The sequence below is a fragment of the Paraburkholderia azotifigens genome, from assembly GCF_007995085.1.
GTDB lineage: Bacteria > Pseudomonadota > Gammaproteobacteria > Burkholderiales > Burkholderiaceae > Paraburkholderia > Paraburkholderia azotifigens.
Genome location: NZ_VOQS01000003.1, coordinates 1,474,125 through 1,491,065, shown reverse-complemented (window position 1 = coordinate 1,491,065; position 16,941 = coordinate 1,474,125). Strand labels below are relative to the sequence as shown.

Sequence of the window (16,941 nt, the reverse complement as noted above, 5' to 3'; positions counted from 1 at the left end):
GCATCCGCCCTCCCCACGCTCGGCAGCACAGATTATCCGGTACGGCGGCTTCGCCGGCTGCGTGTCTTCTGGCCTTCTCCGGACCGCCTGCAGGGCTCGCGCAAACGAATTCGCCGTGCTTAAACCACGCTTCGCGTAACGCGCATATAGAATGGCGTTTTCCCTAGCGTTCAACGCATCGTCCTGGAGATTTCTCAATGGCTAAGCCCGCAAAGCGCGTTGCCGTCACCGGCGCCGCAGGTCAAATCGGTTACTCCCTGCTGTTCCGCATCGCCAATGGCGACATGCTCGGCAAGGATCAGCCGGTCATCCTGCAACTGCTGGACCTGCCGCAAGCGCAAGCCGCCGTCAAAGGCGTCGTGATGGAACTCGAAGACTGCGCGTTCCCGCTGCTCGCGGGTGTCGTGGTCACTGACGATCCCAAGGTTGCGTTCAAGGACGCCGACGTCGCGCTGCTGGTCGGTGCACGCCCGCGTTCGAAGGGCATGGAGCGCAAGGATCTGCTGTCGGCCAACGCCGAAATCTTCACGGTGCAAGGCAAGGCGCTGAACGAAGTGGCAAGCCGCGACGTGAAGGTGCTGGTCGTCGGCAACCCGGCGAACACGAACGCGTACATCGCGATGAAGTCGGCACCGGACCTGCCGAAGAAAAACTTCACGGCCATGCTGCGTCTGGACCACAACCGCGCGCTGTCGCAACTGGCTGCGAAGTCGGGCAAGCCGGTTTCGTCGATCGAAAAGCTCGTCGTGTGGGGCAACCACTCGCCGACGATGTACCCGGATTTCCGCGTCGCAACGGCAGAAGGCCAGGATCTGACCAAGCTGATCAACGACGAAGAATGGAACCGCAACACGTTCATCCCGACGGTCGGCAAGCGCGGCGCGGCGATCATCGAAGCGCGCGGCCTGTCGTCGGCAGCTTCGGCGGCCAACGCTGCAATCGACCACGTGCGTGACTGGGTGCTCGGCACCAACGGCAAGTGGGTGACGATGGGCATTCCGTCGGACGGCTCGTACGGCATCCCCGAAGACATCGTCTACGGCGTCGCCGTGACGTGCGAAAACGGCGAGTACAAGCGCGTCGAAGGCCTGCAGATCGACGCGTTCGCGCGCGAGAAGATGGACAATACGCTGAACGAGCTGCTCGAAGAGCGCGACGGCGTTCAGCACCTGCTCGGCTAAGCGCCGGATGCAGAGAGACCGGGACTCCGTTGCCATGCGACGGGTTCCGGTTTTTTGCGTTTGACAGCCTGCATGACGGCTTGCGCGACAAGCCGCATACAGCTGTTCACCGCTGATCCGAGCGCGTTTTGATTCGATCTGCGACACGTCGCAGCCAGGAAGCACCAGAACGCGCCCGAATCGGAATTACCAGACAGTACCCACGCCCCAGACGCCGAGAATGCGTGCATTGACTCCCGCCGAAGTCCTGTTTGACGGCGAAGCGCCGCCGACCGTGCTGCCTGCCTGCGACCATTACGCGGGCAGCGAGAAGCTGATGCTCAAATCGCTCGCCCTGCAACAGGAGCTCGGGCCTGTCTTCGACATCACGCTGGATTGCGAAGACGGCGCGCAAGTGGGCCGCGAGGCGGAGCACGCCGAACTCGTCGCGTCGCTGCTCGGCAGCGAGCACGACCGCTTCGGCCGCGTCGGCGTGCGGATTCACGACTTCAACCATGCGCACTGGCGCGACGACGTGCGCCTCATCCTGCGCGCCGCGAAGCGCGCGCCCGCGTTCATCATGCTGCCGAAAGTGCGCAACGTGCCCGATGCCGCCGAAATGTGCGCGTTCATCGAGGCGACGCGCCGTGAGTTCGGCATCGCGAAGCCCGTTCCCGTTCAACTGCTCGTCGAAACGCATGGCGCGTTGACGCGCGTGTTCGATCTCGCCGCGCTGCCCGCCGTCGAGTCGCTGAGCTTCGGCCTGATGGACTTCGTCTCCGCGCACGACGGCGCGATTCCCGACACGGCCATGCGCTCGCCCGGCCAGTTCGATCATCCGCTCGTGCGGCGCGCGAAGCTCGAGATTTCGGCCGCCTGCCACGCGCATGGCAAGGTGCCGTCGCACAACGTGTCGACGGAAGTGCGCGACATGAACGTGGTGGCGAACGACGCGCTGCGCGCGCGCAACGAGTTCGGCTACACGCGCATGTGGAGCATTCACCCGGCGCAGATTCCGGCGATCGTATCGGCCTTCGCGCCGCGCGACGACGAGATCGCGACCGCGACTGAAATCCTGCTCGCCGCGCAGTCCGCGCAATGGGGTCCGACGCGTCACAAAGACACGCTGCACGATCGCGCGAGCTACCGCTATTACTGGTCGGTGTTGCGCCGCGCCCGCTCGACGGGCCGCAGCGTGCCCGCCGAAGCCGCGCCGCTGTTCGGTCCGAACGACGCGAACGCAACGGGAGAATCCACATCATGAGCACAGCACACACGTCCGCGGGCGCGGCCTTCCGCGCAGCCGTCGCCGCCGAGAAGCCGTTGCAGGTAGTCGGCGCAATCAACGCGAATCACGCGCTGCTCGCGCAACGCGCAGGCTTCAAGGCGATCTACGTGTCGGGCGGCGGCGTCGCGGCGGGCTCGCTCGGCTTGCCCGATCTGGGCATCTCGACGCTCGACGACGTGCTGACCGACGTGCGCCGCATCACCGACGTCTGCGACCTGCCGCTGCTGGTCGACGTCGACACGGGTTTCGGCCCGTCGGCGTTCAACATCGCGCGCACCGTCAAGGCCCTCACCAAGGCCGGCGCGGGCGCAATGCATATCGAAGACCAGGTCGGCGCGAAACGCTGCGGGCATCGGCCGGGCAAGGCGATCGTGTCGCAGGGCGAGATGGTCGACCGCATCAAGGCAGCCGTCGACGCACGCACCGATCCCGACTTCGTCATCATGGCGCGCACGGACGCGCTCGCCGTCGAAGGCCTGCAATCGGCGATCGACCGCGCGATGGCCTGCGTCGAAGCGGGCGCCGACATGATCTTCCCCGAAGCGATGACGGAACTGCCGATGTACCGGCAATTCGCGCAGGCCGTGAAGGTGCCCGTGCTCGCGAATATCACCGAATTCGGTGCGACGCCGCTGTTCACGGTCGAAGAGCTGCGCGGTGCGGATGTTTCGCTGGTGCTGTATCCGCTGTCGGCGTTCCGCGCGATGAACAAGGCCGCCGAAAACGTTTACACGGCGATCCGCCGCGACGGTACGCAAAAAGGTATCGTCGACACGATGCAGACGCGCGAAGAACTGTACGATCGCATCGGCTATCACGCGTACGAGCAGAAGCTCGACGCGCTGTTCAGCCAGAGCACGAAAAGCAACGAACAGGATAAATAAGCGGCACATACAAGGAGACGGTGGGAATGAGCGATACGACGCAAGCGGCTGCACCGGAAACGACAAGCGGCTTCAAGCCTAAGAAGTCCGTGGCCCTGTCGGGCGTGACGGCGGGCAACACCGCCCTGTGCACGGTCGGCAAGACGGGCAACGACCTGCACTACCGCGGCTACGACATTCTCGATATCGCAGGCGCCTGCGAATTCGAGGAAGTCGCGTATCTGCTCGTGCACGGCAAGCTGCCGAACGCCGCCGAACTGGCCGCTTACAAGACGAAGCTGAAAGCGCTGCGCGGGCTGCCTGCCAACGTGAAGGCGGCGCTCGAATGGATTCCTGCCGCCGCGCATCCGATGGACGTGATGCGCACGGGCGTGTCCGTGCTGGGCACGGTGCTGCCGGAGAAAGACGATCACAACCTGCCGGGCGCTCGCGATATCGCCGACAAGCTGATGGCGTCGCTCGGCTCGATGCTGCTGTACTGGTATCACTACTCGCACAACGGCAAACGCATCGAAGTCGAAACCGACGACGACTCGATCGGCGGCCACTTCCTGCATCTGCTGCATGGCGTCGAGCCGCCGAAATCGTGGGTCGATGCGATGCACGTGTCGCTCAACCTGTATGCGGAGCACGAATTCAATGCATCGACCTTCACGGGCCGCGTGATCGCGGGCACGGGTTCCGACATGTATTCGGCCATCACGGGCGCGATCGGCGCGCTGCGCGGGCCGAAGCACGGCGGCGCGAACGAAGTCGCGTTCGAAATCCAGTCGCGCTACCAGACGCCCGACGAAGCGGAAGCCGACATCCGCCGCCGCGTGGAAAACAAGGAAGTGGTGATCGGCTTCGGCCACCCCGTCTACACGATCTCCGATCCGCGCAACAAGGTCATCAAGGAAGTTGCGAAGAAACTGTCGAAAGAGCAGTCGAACATGAAGCTGTTCGACATCGCCGAGCGGCTCGAAAGCGTGATGGACGACGTCAAGAAGATGTTCCCGAACCTGGACTGGTTCAGCGCCGTGTCGTACCACATGATGGGCGTGCCGACGGCCATGTTTACGCCGCTGTTCGTGATCTCGCGCACCTCGGGCTGGGCCGCGCACATCATCGAGCAACGCATCGACAACAAGATCATCCGGCCGAGCGCGAATTACACGGGACCGGAGAATTTGAAGTTCGTGGCGCTAAATAGGAGAAAATAGCGTCCGCTGTGCGCTCTCGGGGCGCGTGCAGTACCCCGGCGGTTGCAATTTCGCAACCGCGCACTGTTATATTTTTGAAATTAGATAGAAAGGTTCCATCTCATGAAAAAACTGCTGATCGCTACCGTTATTGGCGCTCTGTCTTCGACGCTGCTGGTGACGGCGCCCAGCGCGTTCGCACAAACCACGACGCACGCCAAGCCGAAGGCGCCGCAACCCAAGCGTCTGATCAAACGCAAACCGAATCCGGCCAAGGAAGCCAAGGTCGATCCGATTCCGGAAGGCGCAGAAAAGTGGTCGTGCAACGAAGGCCTGTCGTTCGATATGAAGGGCGACATGAAGCGCGACCAGATCGTCACCGTCCACTGGGGCAACAAGAACTACAACCTGCCGCGTGAAGCCACGACGACGGGCGCAGACCGTTTCCACGACGCAGCCAGCGGCATGGATCTCGTCGTGATCCCGACCAAGGCCATGCTGTTCTCGGACAAGGACAGCTCGCGTCTGGCCGACGAATGCAAGACGGCTGCCATGACGGGAGGCGCACCGGCGCCGACGCAGTCGAACGCCATCAACAAGGCTCAGTAAAGCGAGCCTGACAGGACAACCTCGATGTCCGCACCGATCTCCAATGTCCGGCCCGATCCGGACACAGCACTGGTCGATATCGTCGACTACGTGCTGAATCACAGGCTCGAGAGCGATCTCGCGCTGGAGACGGCGCGTAACTGCCTGATCGATACGCTCGGCTGCGGACTCGAGGCCCTGTCTTACCCTGCCTGCACCAAGCTGATGGGGCCCGTCGTGCCCGGCACGATCGTCCCGAACGGCGCCAAGGTGCCGGGCACGTCGTTCCAGCTGGATCCCGTGCAAGCCGCGTTCAACATCGGCGCGATGATCCGCTGGCTCGACTTCAACGACACCTGGCTCGCAGCCGAATGGGGCCATCCGTCGGACAATCTCGGCGGCATTCTGGCGACGGCCGACTGGCTCTCGCGCACCGCCATCGCCAACGGCAAAAAGCCGCTGGTCATGAAAGACGTCCTGATCGGCATGATCAAGGCGCACGAAATTCAGGGCTGCATCGCGCTCGAAAACTCGTTCAACAAGGTCGGCCTCGACCATGTGCTGCTCGTGAAGCTCGCTTCGACGGCCGTGGTCGGCCAGTTGCTGGGCCTGACGCGCGATGAGCTGATCAACGCAGTCTCGCAGGCGTTTGTCGACGGACATGCGCTGCGCACCTACCGCCATGCGCCGAACACGGGCTCGCGCAAGTCCTGGGCAGCAGGCGACGCCACCTCACGCGCGGTACGTCTCGCGCTGATCGCAAAGACGGGCGAAATGGGCTACCCGTCCGTGCTGACGGCGAAGACGTGGGGCTTCTACGACGTGCTGTTCAAAGGACAGCCGTTCAGCTTCCAGCGCCCGTACGGTTCGTACGTGATGGAGAACGTGCTCTTCAAGATCTCGTTCCCCGCCGAATTCCACGCGCAGACGGCTGCCGAAGCGGCGATGACGCTGCACGAGCAGCTGCGCGCGAGCGGCAAGCGTATCGAAGATATCGCGAAGATCACGATCCGCACGCACGAGGCGGCCATCCGCATCATCGATAAAAAAGGCCCGCTGAACAATCCGGCCGACCGCGATCACTGCATCCAGTACATGATCGCCGTGCCGCTGATTTTCGGGCGCCTCACCGCGGCGGACTACGAAGACGGGATTGCGCGCGATCCGCGCATCGACGCGTTGCGCGCGAAGATGCGCTGCGTCGAAGACCCGCGCTTTACGAAGGATTATCACGACCCGGACAAGCGCTCGATTGCAAATGCGCTGACAATCGAGTTCGCCGACGGATCGAAGTTCGACGAAGTGGTGGTCGAATATCCGATCGGTCACAAGCGTCGTCGCGCCGAAGGCATCCCGCTGCTGGTCGAGAAGTTCAGAACGAACCTCGCGCGGCGCTTTCCGGCGAAGCAGCAACAGGCAATTCTCGATGTGTCGCTCGACCAGGCGAGGCTAGAAGCGATGCCGGTCAATGAATACGTCGATCTGTACGTCATTTGAGTAGAAACGTAGAAACGTCATTTCCTCGAAAACCCCAGGAAAATTATCATGGCCCACAACCTCCACAAAACGCTCAAGGAATTCGACAGCGGTTCCGGCAAAGGCAAGTTGTATTCGCTGCCGCAGCTCGGCAAGGCACTGAACGTGAAGATCGACCGTCTCCCCGTTTCGATCCGCCTCGTGCTGGAATCGGTGCTGCGCAACTACGACGGCAAGAAGATCTCGGAAGAACACATCGAGCAGCTCGCGAACTGGAAGCCGACTGCATCGCGCGTCGATGAAATTCCGTTCGTCGTGGCGCGTGTCGTGCTGCAGGACTTCACGGGCGTGCCGCTCCTCGCCGACATCGCGGCCATGCGCGGCGTCGCGCAGCGCTCGGGCAAGAACCCGAAGTCGATCGAGCCGCTGGTTCCCGTGGATCTCGTCGTCGATCACTCGGTGCAGATCGACCACTTCCGCGAAAAGGGCGCGCTGGACCTGAACATGAAGCTGGAATTCCAGCGCAACAACGAGCGCTACCAGTTCATGAAGTGGGGCATGCAGGCGTTCGACACGTTCAAGGTCGTGCCGCCCGGCGTCGGCATCGTTCACCAGGTGAACCTCGAATACCTCGCACGCGGCGTGCACAAGAAGGCTGAGGACGGCGACACCGTGTATTACCCGGACACGCTGGTCGGCACGGACAGCCACACGACGATGATCAACGGCATCGGCGTGGTCGGCTGGGGCGTGGGCGGCATCGAAGCGGAAGCAGGCATGCTCGGCCAGCCGGTGTACTTCCTGACGCCGGACGTCGTCGGCGTGCACCTGAAGGGCAAGCTGCGCGAAGGCGTGACGGCGACCGACCTGGTGCTGACCATCACCGAACTGCTGCGTAAAGAGAAGGTTGTCGGCAAGTTCGTCGAGTTCTTCGGCGAAGGCACGCGCTCGCTGTCGCTGCCGGACCGCGCGACGATCGGCAACATGGCGCCCGAATACGGCGCGACGATGGGCTTCTTCCCCGTCGACGAAAAGACGATCGACTACTTCAAGGGCACGGGCCGCACGGACGCCGAAATCTCCGCTTTCGAAAACTACTTCAAGGCGCAGGATCTGTTCGGCATTCCCGACGCCGGCGACATCGACTACACGAAGGTCGTCACGCTGGATCTCGGCACGGTGGCGCCGTCGCTGGCCGGTCCGAAGCGTCCGCAAGACCGCATCGAGATCACCCACGTCAAGTCGACGTTCCAGGATCTGTTCTCGAAGCCCGTCAACGAAAACGGCTTCGCGAAGAAGGCCGCCGACCTCGACACGCAATACACGACCACCAACGGCGTCAACGTGAAGAACGGCGACATCCTGATCGCCGCGATCACGTCGTGCACGAACACGTCGAACCCGAGCGTGCTGCTGGCAGCGGGCCTGCTCGCGAAGAAGGCCGTCGAAGCCGGTCTGGAAGTCGCGCCGCACATCAAGACGTCGCTGGCTCCCGGCTCGCGCATCGTCACCGAGTACCTGACGAAGACGGGTCTGCTGCCGTACCTCGACAAGCTCGGCTTCACGCTGGCGGCATACGGCTGCACGACCTGTATCGGCAACGCGGGCGACCTGACGCCGGAACTGAACGAAGCGATCACGAAGAACGACATCGTCGCGGCAGCCGTGCTGTCGGGCAACCGTAACTTCGAAGCGCGTATTCACCCGAACATCCGCGCGAACTTCCTGGCTTCGCCGCCGCTGGTCGTCGCTTACGCGATCGCGGGCAACATCACGCGCGACCTGATGACGGAACCCGTCGGCAAGGGCAAGGGCGGCAAGGACATCTACCTCGGCGACATCTGGCCGTCGAGCGAAGAAATCAACGCGCTGCTCAAGTTCGCACTCGACGCCGACGCGTTCCGCGCGAACTACTCGCAGCTCACGAAGAAGGGCGATCTGTGGAGCAAGATCGAAGGCGAAGAAGGCCAGGTCTACGACTGGCCGAAGTCGACGTACATCGCCGAGCCGCCGTTCTTCGGCAGCGACTTCTCGATGGAACCGGCTTCGAGCATCGCCGCAGTGAAGGGCGCGCGCGCACTGGGCATCTTCGGTGACTCGGTCACGACCGACCACATCAGCCCGGCTGGCTCGATCAAGGAAGACTCGCCCGCAGGCAAGTGGTTGAAGGAAAACGGCGTGCAGAAGGCCGATTTCAACAGCTACGGCTCGCGCCGCGGCAACCACGACGTGATGATGCGCGGCACGTTCGCGAACGTCCGCATCAAGAACCTGATGATCCCGGCAAAGGCGGACGGCACGCGCGTCGAAGGCGGCCTGACGATCCATCAGCCGAGCGGCGAACAGATGCCGATCTACGACGCAGCGATGAAGTACATCGGCGCCGACACGCAGACGGTCATCTTCGCGGGAGAAGAGTACGGTACGGGCTCGTCGCGTGACTGGGCGGCGAAGGGCACGCAGCTGCTCGGCGTGAAGGCCGTGGTCGCACGCAGCTTCGAGCGTATCCACCGTTCGAACCTGGTCGGCATGGGCGTTCTCCCGCTGCAGTTCCAGGGCTCGGACAGCATCCAGTCGCTGAACATCACGGGCGAAGAAACATACGACGTCGAAGGCCTCGGCGACGACTTCAAGCCGCAACAGGAAGTCACGCTGGTGATCCATCGCAAGGACGGTTCGGAGCAGCGCGTGCAGGTTCTGCTGCGTATCGACACGCCTATCGAAGTCGACTACTACAAGCACGGCGGTATCCTGCCGTTCGTGCTGCGCTCGCTGCTCGCGGCGTAAGTCATCGTTTTGCAGGTGCTGCGTTCTCGTTGAGGACGCAGTGACTTTTAGAAGCCCGGTTATCCGGGCTTTTTTTTCGTTCAGCGCCGATAAGCCGCGACCCGCTCCAATACCCTCCGCACATACTTCTGCGTCTCCGCATACGGCGGAATCGCGCCGCCATACTTGCGAACCGCCCCTTCGCCCGCGTTATACGCGGCAAGCGCCAGCGACACGTCGCCGAAGGTGGCGAGCAGCGTATCGAGCAAATGCGCGCCTGCCACGACGTTCTGGTAAGGATCGAACAGATCGTTTGCGCCCTGCAAGAGGCCCGTTTGCGGCATCAGCTGCATCAGGCCTCGCGCGCCCTTCAGCGACACGGCCAGCGGGTTTCCGCCCGACTCGACATCGATGACGGCCATCAGCAGCGCATGATCGACGCCGACACGCTGCGCGACGCGTTCGACAAGCGGTGTCCATGCGAGCACCTTCGAACGCGCTCCATGCGCGTCGCCACGAGGTTCGCCGAATTCGACGATGAGCGGTTGATCTACTGAATCGCTCGCATCGGCTTCGTTCGATCCGCCGATCAGCATCTCCACCGCTTTCGCTTCGCAGACACCCATGCCGACGCCCCACACCAGCACCGCCCCCAGCATCAAGCGGCGCATCAGCGCATCGCCGCACGAAACGGCGACTGCATCCGCACGATCGCCTCCGATTCCAGCGCAACCGGCCAGCGCTCATTGCGCAGTCCGTCCGCGAGCGCCGTCCTGCACAAACTGTCCGGTCGTCTCGGTGAGCCATACGCATCGACGTTCGCATCTGCGGGCTCGCGCGCAAACACGCCATTGGCAGCGATGTTGCCGATCACATTGACCGCGTAATACAGCACCTTGTTCGCCACGGGCACGACGAGGTCGAAGCAGTAGCGCACGCGCAGCTTCAGCAGATTCGCGTCCTGCACATTGACATCCGATTCGGCGCCATGCGCCGTGTCGCGGTACATCAGCGTGTCGTTGGGAATCTCGTCGTGCGCGACGCCTTCGTCGGGATAGAAGCGCGGACGCGCAAAGTCGCGCAACATCGCAGGCGTCGGGCTGACGATCTTTATCGACGATCCCCCGGATACTGCGCGTTGCCCGGCAAGCAGCGCTGCCTGCGCGCCCGCCGCATCGGCGCGGCGCGCATATAGCGGCGCGAGTCCCCGCACGAGCCCCGCCTGCATCGCCTGCACCGAACCGTGATTGACGGCCCCTTCCCGTGCGGCTTCGAGCGCGGCGACATCGAGCGTCGACTTCGCCTGATACAGCAGCACGAGCTGCGCCGTTACGAAGCCGAAGAACAGCAGCAGCGGCGCGACGACCAGAAACTCCGTCATGCCCTGCCCGGCCATGCGGCCTTTGCTCAACCAGCGCCCTTTCACGACGACGCCCTCCATTCGAGCGAATCGCGTACATCGACGCACCACGCCTGCGCCGCATGCGCGCGCATTTCGAGCACGCTCCTCGCTCGCCAGCAAACCAGCACACGCGCGCGACTCACGTTGCGATGAACAGCCAGCACACGGCCGCCTTTGTCGATGAACACGACGTCGATCGGAAAGCGCATGCCGAACGTATGCACCGCATTGCACGGTTCGAGCCACAGTGCCCGATCCGCGTCGAGACGGGAGCGACCGAGCAGTCCACGCATGCGTTCGATTGACCCGTCAGCGACTTCGAGCGCAATGCGGGTCTCCATGCCGCGATGAATCAGGCGCGCGTGCTTCACAACAGCCCTTCTTGAACGAACTTCATCGCAATCGGAAACGCGAGCACGATGAACGTCACCGGAAAGATGAATACGAGCAGCGGAAACACCAGTTTGACGGGAGCTTCCATCGCCTGCTTCTCCGCTCGCTGGAAGCGTTCCGAGCGCCGCTGTTCGGACTGGAAGCGCAACGTCTTCGCGAGCCCCGAACCCATCCGGTCCGCTTGCGCAATCGTGCGGACCAGATTCGACACTTCAGCAATCCGCTGACGCTCGTCGAAACGCCGCAACGCGTCCGCGCGGTTCAAGCCTGACTTCAGATCCCGCAGCACATGATCGAATTCGCGCCGAAGCGGCCCGTCCGGGCCTTTCTCGACGGACTTCTGCATAGCGCCGTTGATGTTGAGTCCCGCTTCGACCGCAAGCGTCAGGAAGTCGAGATAGACGGGCAACTGGCGCAGCATCGTGGCGACGTGACGCCGCCGCACATCGCGCATCCAGAGACGCGGATAGAAAAAGCCCACGCATGTCGCCAGAAGCAGAACTGCGGTTGAAAACAGGCCGCTCGCCAGCATCGCCACAAGCGCAAGCAGCAAAGCCCCAACCGACGACACCATCGACAGCGCCATGAACTGCCGCGCGTTCATCAGGAAGTTGAGCGACGTAAGACGCAGCTGCGCGTCCGTGCGCGCAATGAGGCGTTCGCCGAACCAGCCTGCACAGTAATGCGCGACGAAATTGACGGCAGGCCAGATGAGGCGCAGCAGCGGCGGCAACGCATCGAGCCACGTCCGGTCTTCCTTTGGCACGTCGCGCATCAGGCGGCGCACGGCATCCAGCGCGAGCAAGCCTGTCAGCACGACGCTGACGCCAATCGCAAGCGACACAATCAGCATGGCCGCCTACACGTTGATGCGCACGATGCGCGTTATCGACAGATAGCCGAGCAGCTCCATCACCGCGATCGCGGCGAGCGTCGCCCAGCCCACCGGCGACGTGAAGAGCGGCGCCATCGCGGCAGGCTCCAACATGCGCAGCACCATCATCACGAACAGCGGCAGACAGGTCATCACGATGCCCTGCATGCGTCCCTGCGACGTGAGCGCGCGAATCTTGCCTTCCATCTGCAGCTTGCCGCGCAACGTGCTCGCAACGGATTCGAGCGCTTCCGCGAGATTGCCGCCGACCTCGCGCGATATCGTCACGGCTGCCGTCACCATCATGAAGTCGGGTACAGGTATGCGCTTTTCGATGTTGCGCATCGCGACGTCGAGGTCGACGCCGAGACGGATCTCGCGCAACAGCAGATCAAATTCCTGCGAAATCGGCGGCGCCGATTCCTGCACGCCGCTTTCGAGCGCAATCGGGAAGCTCGCGCCGGCGCGCAACGCGCCCGCGATCATCAACAGCATGTCGGGCAACTGACGCTCCAACGTGCGGATGCGACGCGCGTGCATCCAGGCCAGCATTGTGCGCGGCACGAACCACACGATCGGCAGCGACGCGAGCGCGGCCAGCGAGCTGCCCGTCAGCAGCAGCGCAAGCGCGGGCAGCGCAACCATCGCACTCAAGGTAGCGGCGGCGGCCTTCTGACGGTTCACGAACACGAAGGCATCGGCGAGCGATTGTTCGACCTCGCTGGCAAGATGACGCGTGCCGCTCGCAAGCGCAGTGCGCACGGCGCATGCGATGAGCCAGATCGAAACGGAAGCGCCGCAAAACACGAACACGAGAAACAGATTCATCGGCGCAGTCTCACTCTTTTTGCGTGAAAATCGAGGTATCGACGGCAATGCGGCGGCGTATCAGATCCTGATAGAAATCGGGGATACACGACGTCGGCACGAATTGCCCGCGAATCTTGCCGTTCTCGTCGAGGCCGGCCTCTCTGAACACGAACACGTCCTGCAACTGGATCACGCCCGACTCGATGCCGCTCACTTCCGTGATGTGCGTCACGCGCCGCGAGCCGCATGAGAAGCGCGTCTGCTGCACGATGATGTCGACGGCCGCGCAAACCTGTTCGCGTATCGCCTGCACGGGTAGATCGAGTCCCGCCATCAGCGTCATCACTTCGAGCCGCGCGATGCAATCTCGCGGCGAGTTCGCGTGCGCCGTGGTCAGCGAGCCGTCGTGACCCGTGTTCATTGCCTGCAGCATGTCGAGCGTTTCGCCCCCTCGACATTCGCCGACCACGATACGGTCGGGCCGCATCCGCAAACAGTTGCGCACCAGTTCGCGGATCGTGACGGCACCCTTGCCTTCCAGATTCGCAGGCCTGGTTTCGAGCGCGACGAGATTGGGCTGCGACAGCTGCAACTCGGCAGCATCTTCGACGGTCACGATGCGCTCTTCGCCCGGGATATAGTCGGACATCACGTTGAGCAGCGTTGTCTTGCCCGAACCCGTGCCGCCCGAAATCACGATGTTCGCGCGATGTTCGACAGCCGTGCGCAAGAACGCGAGCATCGCGGGCGACAGCGAGCCGAAGGTCAACAGATCGTTGCCGCGCAGCTTGTGCTGCGGAAATTTCCGGACCGTCATGCCCGGCCCTTTCAGCGCGAGCGGTGGAATCACCGCGTTCACGCGCGAACCGTCCCTGAGGCGCGCGTCGACCATCGGCGAACTCTCGTCGATGCGCCGTCCAATCGGGCGCGACGATCCGCTCGATAGCACCGAGCACCGCGCGGTCGTCGGTGAAGATCACGGGCGAGCGCAGCAAGCGCCCTTGCTGCTCGATGAAAATCTCGTCGTGCCGGTTGACCATGATTTCGGAGATCGTTGGATCGGCGATCAATTCTTCGAGCGGACCGAGTCCGATGATTTCGTCGAACACGCTCTTCTTCAACGCCGTCAACGGAATGTCCGCGCGATGAAAACTGGCATCGCGCGCGAGGATATCGTCGAGCGCGTCGCTGACGGTCGTGCGCAGTTCGTCGTCGGCCATGCGCGAGACGTTCAGGCGGCGCAGGTCGAGCGCGTCGATCACCTTCATGTGCAAGAGCTTGCGCAGGCCGATGCCATCGGGACTGTTGATCGCCGCAATGCGTGTCGGGGTGGCATCACGCGAAGGCGCTGGCGTGTCGGCGCGAACGTCGGCGCGAACGTCAGCGCGAACAATAGCGGGTTCGTCCATCACGTGCCGCGCGGAATGCAACGGATCGACGCGTGCCACCTGCATCGCCTCCACTCTCAGCACCGTCATGCCGATCTCGATCTGGTCGCCTTCCACGAGCGGGCCATAACGCACGACGGGCGCACCGTTCACCGTCGTCGCGATAATGCCGCCCTGATCCTCGACATACCACGCATGGAAGTCCTTCACGATGCGCGCATGCGTGCGGCCCACCAGCATGCCTTTGATCGCGATATCGCATGCCGCGTCGCGGCCGATCGTGCACATTCCGTCGACGTGGACCGTGTGCGCGGGCCCATTGCGCGATTGCACCTTCAGTTTCAGCATGTCGTTCGTCAGTGTGAGGGATGAAGCGGCGCGTTCTGCGGCGGCGCCGACGCAACGGGCGCATCGAGCGGACTGCGCGCGCCATACTGGTCCGCGTAGCGCCGCGCGCCTTCCTGCGCACGCGCCAGCAACGCGGTATTCGGTTCGCGCGACGGATCCGAGATCAGCGGCGTGACGAAGATCACAAGATCGCTGTTCTTCGCGCGAAAGCTGTCCGAGCGAAACAGTTGCCCGATGATGGGCAGCCGCGCGAGAAACGGCATGCCCGCCGAAGCATTCAGCGCATCCGCACTGACAAGGCCTGAAATCGCGATTGTTTCGCCCGCGCGCAACGAGATGTCAGAACTGGCGCTGCGCGTCAGGAAGCCGGGAAAGCCGCCATACGACACCGATGGATCGATCTGGCTGATCTCCGTCTGCACCGTCGCCGAGATGATGTCGTTCGCGTCGACCACGGGCCTGATGTTCAGCCGGATGCCGTACGGCTTGTATTCGACGTCGGTCGTGCCGAGCGCGCCGGCCTTTGGAATCGGCACTTCGCCGCCCGCGAGGAACGATGCCGTGCCGCCGCTCTTCGTATTCAGTTCGGGCGCGGCGAGGATGAAGGCGTCGCCGTTGTTGATCGCGAAGTTGATGCGCGACGTGATCGTCGATGCAATCCCCGCAAGCAGGAAGTTCGCGCCGCTCGTCGCGCCGGAACCAACGAAGCCCTGCCCCGACACCTGCGGCCCCGCGAACTGGCTGTCCCACGCAATGCCGATGTCCTTCTGTCCGGTGCGTGTCACTTCCATGATTTGCACCTTGAAATGCAGGGTTTTCTTGAGCGCGTCGCCTTCGTCGATCGTCGTCGTGTCGATCAGGTTCGTCATGTCGGCAATCGCGGCTTTGACGGCGGCGGCCTTGTCGCGATGCACGCTGCCCGATAGCACGATGTTCGGTCCAACCTCCTGCACGCGCACGCCGGGCACCGACGTCAGCACGCTGCGCAACTGCGCCGCCGACATGCCGACGTCGCCTTTCGCGACGCGCACCGTCGTCTGCAGCGCGACGCCGCGCTCGTTCCACACGACGAGTGACGTGATGCCCGCGTTTTCCGCGAGCAGCATCACGCGTCCATCGACGACATTCGCCGTCACCAGCTTGCCGTTGCCGATCGCGATGCGTCTGATCGTGCCTGGCACGTTGAGCATGCGCACCTCGCCCTTGTACAGATCGAGCACAGCGGCGCTTTGTGCGGCATTTTCATCGATGCTGCGTTGTGCACCGATCGCGTGTGTGGCGCTCGCACCAATCGCGAGAACGCCAATGAAGAGGGCTGCGCCTGCCATACGTCGCAGCGCATTCGAACAGGAACCTGCTTTCATGAGTGAGCCGGTAGATAACGTCTGTTTTTCTAGTTCTGACCGCTGACGCGGTGCGTGTCGCGTTGCTGAATTTGCCTGGCGATGACGGCAGCGCTTTCGAAGAGCGTCGGCGACGAAGAGGCGGGTTCGCTCGCGACGCCCGATGACATCGGCGCAACCTGTGCGACGTTCGCCGTAGCCGCGCCCGTACCGCCACCCGCGATTACTTCGACGGATGCGCGCTGTGCAACGTGCTCCGCGCCGAACACATCGCCTTCCGTCAGCGCAACGGGGTGAAGCAGCGGCGTTGTCGCCGGCGTTCCGGAGGATGAGCCGCAGCGCGCCCATCTTTTGCGCGAGCACGATGCGCGGCGCGTCGGCGGCGGGTACCTGCATCGTCACGGTGTCATAGCGCGACGCGTTGCCTGCTTCATCCACGTCGCCTGCATCGCGTGCTTTCACGCGCTGGCCTGTCGCGAGCACCGGCACGTCGGGCAACAGCAGACGCACGGCCTTGCCCTCGCCCGCCGCCGCATCGGCTTGCGTGCCGACCCAATACATATCGACGCGATTGCCCGGCCGCAGCATCGACGCTGTCGAGTTCACCGCATCGATTTCCAGCGTCAATGCGCGCTGCCCGGCGGGCACCGTGTCCGAGAAATCGCGCCCACGCAGTGCGTCGATATCGCTCATGCGCAGCGGCCGTCCATGCATCACGGCGCGCACGAGCTTCGCGTTGCGGACCGCGTCGAACGCATCGACGCGCACCATGTCGTCGTAGACGAGATCCGCCGCAATCTCGCGCGATACGAACGCGTCGCTCGACAGCGGCGTGCCGGGCGACACATCGCGGCGCGGCACCACGACTTCGACGCCGCGCTGCGTGAGCTTGCCCGTCACCTCGGCGCGCACATGCGCCTCACGTTCGCCGAGATAGCGATAGACGAACCACGTGAGCGCGGCCGCCGTCAGCACCGCAACGAGCAGCAGAAGCCAGGCATTGCCCAGCAGCGTATGGAACTTGATCTTCCTGAACATCG

At 63.4% G+C, this 16,941-nt stretch carries 13 protein-coding genes and 1 pseudogene; 7 read left to right on the top strand and 7 right to left on the bottom strand.

All coding sequences use genetic code 11. From position 1 onward, the window contains the following. Window positions 1-197: 197 nt before the first annotated feature. The 7 genes from FRZ40_RS23915 to acnA all read left to right on the top strand — a co-directional run bounded on the left by FRZ40_RS23915 (window position 198) and on the right by acnA (window position 9,364). Complete coding sequence (locus FRZ40_RS23915) at window positions 198-1,181, top strand: malate dehydrogenase (protein ID WP_028371450.1); 984 nt, start codon at window positions 198-200, stop codon at window positions 1,179-1,181. Window positions 1,182-1,401: 220 nt separating this feature from the next. Then, the gene (locus FRZ40_RS23910; RefSeq protein WP_147235806.1) at window positions 1,402-2,424 is read left to right on the top strand and encodes an HpcH/HpaI aldolase/citrate lyase family protein; all 1,023 of its coding nucleotides are present in this window, start codon (window positions 1,402-1,404) and stop codon (window positions 2,422-2,424) included. Further along, window positions 2,421-3,332, top strand: a complete 912-nt coding sequence (gene prpB / locus FRZ40_RS23905; RefSeq protein ID WP_028371452.1) for a methylisocitrate lyase — start codon at window positions 2,421-2,423, stop codon at window positions 3,330-3,332. The genes FRZ40_RS23910 and prpB overlap by 4 nt, the downstream gene beginning before the upstream one ends. Before the next feature lie 26 nt (window positions 3,333-3,358). Further along, on the top strand, window positions 3,359-4,534 hold the full coding sequence (gene prpC, locus FRZ40_RS23900) for a bifunctional 2-methylcitrate synthase/citrate synthase (protein WP_147235805.1): 1,176 nt from the start codon (window positions 3,359-3,361) through the stop codon (window positions 4,532-4,534). 102 nt (window positions 4,535-4,636) lie between these two features. Next, entirely contained in the window at window positions 4,637-5,122 is a 486-nt protein-coding gene (locus FRZ40_RS23895) for a hypothetical protein (RefSeq protein ID WP_028369832.1), read from the top strand. A gap of 24 nt (window positions 5,123-5,146) precedes the next feature. Next, window positions 5,147-6,598: a bifunctional 2-methylcitrate dehydratase/aconitate hydratase gene (locus FRZ40_RS23890; RefSeq protein WP_147235804.1), complete on the top strand. Its 1,452-nt coding sequence runs from the start codon at window positions 5,147-5,149 to the stop codon at window positions 6,596-6,598. A 48-nt stretch (window positions 6,599-6,646) separates the two neighbouring features. Then, window positions 6,647-9,364 (top strand): aconitate hydratase AcnA, encoded by a 2,718-nt coding sequence (gene acnA / locus FRZ40_RS23885; protein WP_028369830.1) that lies wholly within the window; start codon window positions 6,647-6,649, stop codon window positions 9,362-9,364. 80 nt (window positions 9,365-9,444) lie between these two features. On the opposite strand, the gene FRZ40_RS23880 is transcribed toward acnA, so the two are convergent. The 7 genes and pseudogenes from FRZ40_RS23880 to cpaB all read right to left on the bottom strand — a co-directional run bounded on the left by FRZ40_RS23880 (window position 9,445) and on the right by cpaB (window position 16,939). Continuing rightward, a complete protein-coding gene (locus tag FRZ40_RS23880; RefSeq protein ID WP_240057264.1) occupies window positions 9,445-10,014 on the bottom strand; it encodes a lytic transglycosylase domain-containing protein in 570 nt (189 codons plus the stop codon). After that, the gene (locus tag FRZ40_RS23875) at window positions 10,014-10,784 is read right to left on the bottom strand and encodes a TadE family protein (RefSeq protein WP_147235803.1); all 771 of its coding nucleotides are present in this window, start codon (window positions 10,782-10,784) and stop codon (window positions 10,014-10,016) included. The genes FRZ40_RS23880 and FRZ40_RS23875 overlap by 1 nt, the downstream gene beginning before the upstream one ends. Next, entirely contained in the window at window positions 10,766-11,116 is a 351-nt protein-coding gene (locus tag FRZ40_RS23870) for a DUF192 domain-containing protein (RefSeq protein WP_028369827.1), read from the bottom strand. The genes FRZ40_RS23875 and FRZ40_RS23870 overlap by 19 nt, the downstream gene beginning before the upstream one ends. Next, a complete protein-coding gene (locus FRZ40_RS23865; protein ID WP_147235802.1) occupies window positions 11,113-11,991 on the bottom strand; it encodes a type II secretion system F family protein in 879 nt (292 codons plus the stop codon). Before FRZ40_RS23865 ends, FRZ40_RS23870 begins: the two co-directional genes overlap by 4 nt. A gap of 6 nt (window positions 11,992-11,997) precedes the next feature. Further along, window positions 11,998-12,840, bottom strand: a complete 843-nt coding sequence (locus FRZ40_RS23860; protein WP_147235801.1) for a type II secretion system F family protein — start codon at window positions 12,838-12,840, stop codon at window positions 11,998-12,000. 10 nt (window positions 12,841-12,850) lie between these two features. Then, a pseudogene (locus FRZ40_RS23855) lies at window positions 12,851-14,558 on the bottom strand (ATPase, T2SS/T4P/T4SS family). 8 nt (window positions 14,559-14,566) lie between these two features. Further along, the gene (gene cpaB / locus FRZ40_RS45095) at window positions 14,567-16,939 is read right to left on the bottom strand and encodes a Flp pilus assembly protein CpaB (protein WP_240057263.1); all 2,373 of its coding nucleotides are present in this window, start codon (window positions 16,937-16,939) and stop codon (window positions 14,567-14,569) included. Window positions 16,940-16,941: the final 2 nt, after the last annotated feature.

What these genes read in the sequence shown, in the direction of transcription:
- FRZ40_RS23875 (WP_147235803.1), bottom strand. Translation starts at nt 10,784, where the DNA reads ATGGAGGGCGTCGTCGTGAAAGGGCGCTGGTTGAGCAAAGGCCGCATG.
- FRZ40_RS23860 (WP_147235801.1), bottom strand. Translation starts at nt 12,840, where the DNA reads ATGAATCTGTTTCTCGTGTTCGTGTTTTGCGGCGCTTCCGTTTCGATC.
- cpaB (WP_240057263.1), bottom strand. Translation starts at nt 16,939, where the DNA reads ATGTTCAGGAAGATCAAGTTCCATACGCTGCTGGGCAATGCCTGGCTT.
- prpB (WP_028371452.1), top strand. Translation starts at nt 2,421, where the DNA reads ATGAGCACAGCACACACGTCCGCGGGCGCGGCCTTCCGCGCAGCCGTC.
- FRZ40_RS23915 (WP_028371450.1), top strand. Translation starts at nt 198, where the DNA reads ATGGCTAAGCCCGCAAAGCGCGTTGCCGTCACCGGCGCCGCAGGTCAA.
- FRZ40_RS23890 (WP_147235804.1), top strand. Translation starts at nt 5,147, where the DNA reads ATGTCCGCACCGATCTCCAATGTCCGGCCCGATCCGGACACAGCACTG.
- FRZ40_RS23865 (WP_147235802.1), bottom strand. Translation starts at nt 11,991, where the DNA reads ATGCTGATTGTGTCGCTTGCGATTGGCGTCAGCGTCGTGCTGACAGGC.
- acnA (WP_028369830.1), top strand. Translation starts at nt 6,647, where the DNA reads ATGGCCCACAACCTCCACAAAACGCTCAAGGAATTCGACAGCGGTTCC.
- FRZ40_RS23895 (WP_028369832.1), top strand. Translation starts at nt 4,637, where the DNA reads ATGAAAAAACTGCTGATCGCTACCGTTATTGGCGCTCTGTCTTCGACG.
- FRZ40_RS23910 (WP_147235806.1), top strand. Translation starts at nt 1,402, where the DNA reads ATGCGTGCATTGACTCCCGCCGAAGTCCTGTTTGACGGCGAAGCGCCG.
- prpC (WP_147235805.1), top strand. Translation starts at nt 3,359, where the DNA reads ATGAGCGATACGACGCAAGCGGCTGCACCGGAAACGACAAGCGGCTTC.
- FRZ40_RS23880 (WP_240057264.1), bottom strand. Translation starts at nt 10,014, where the DNA reads ATGCGCCGCTTGATGCTGGGGGCGGTGCTGGTGTGGGGCGTCGGCATG.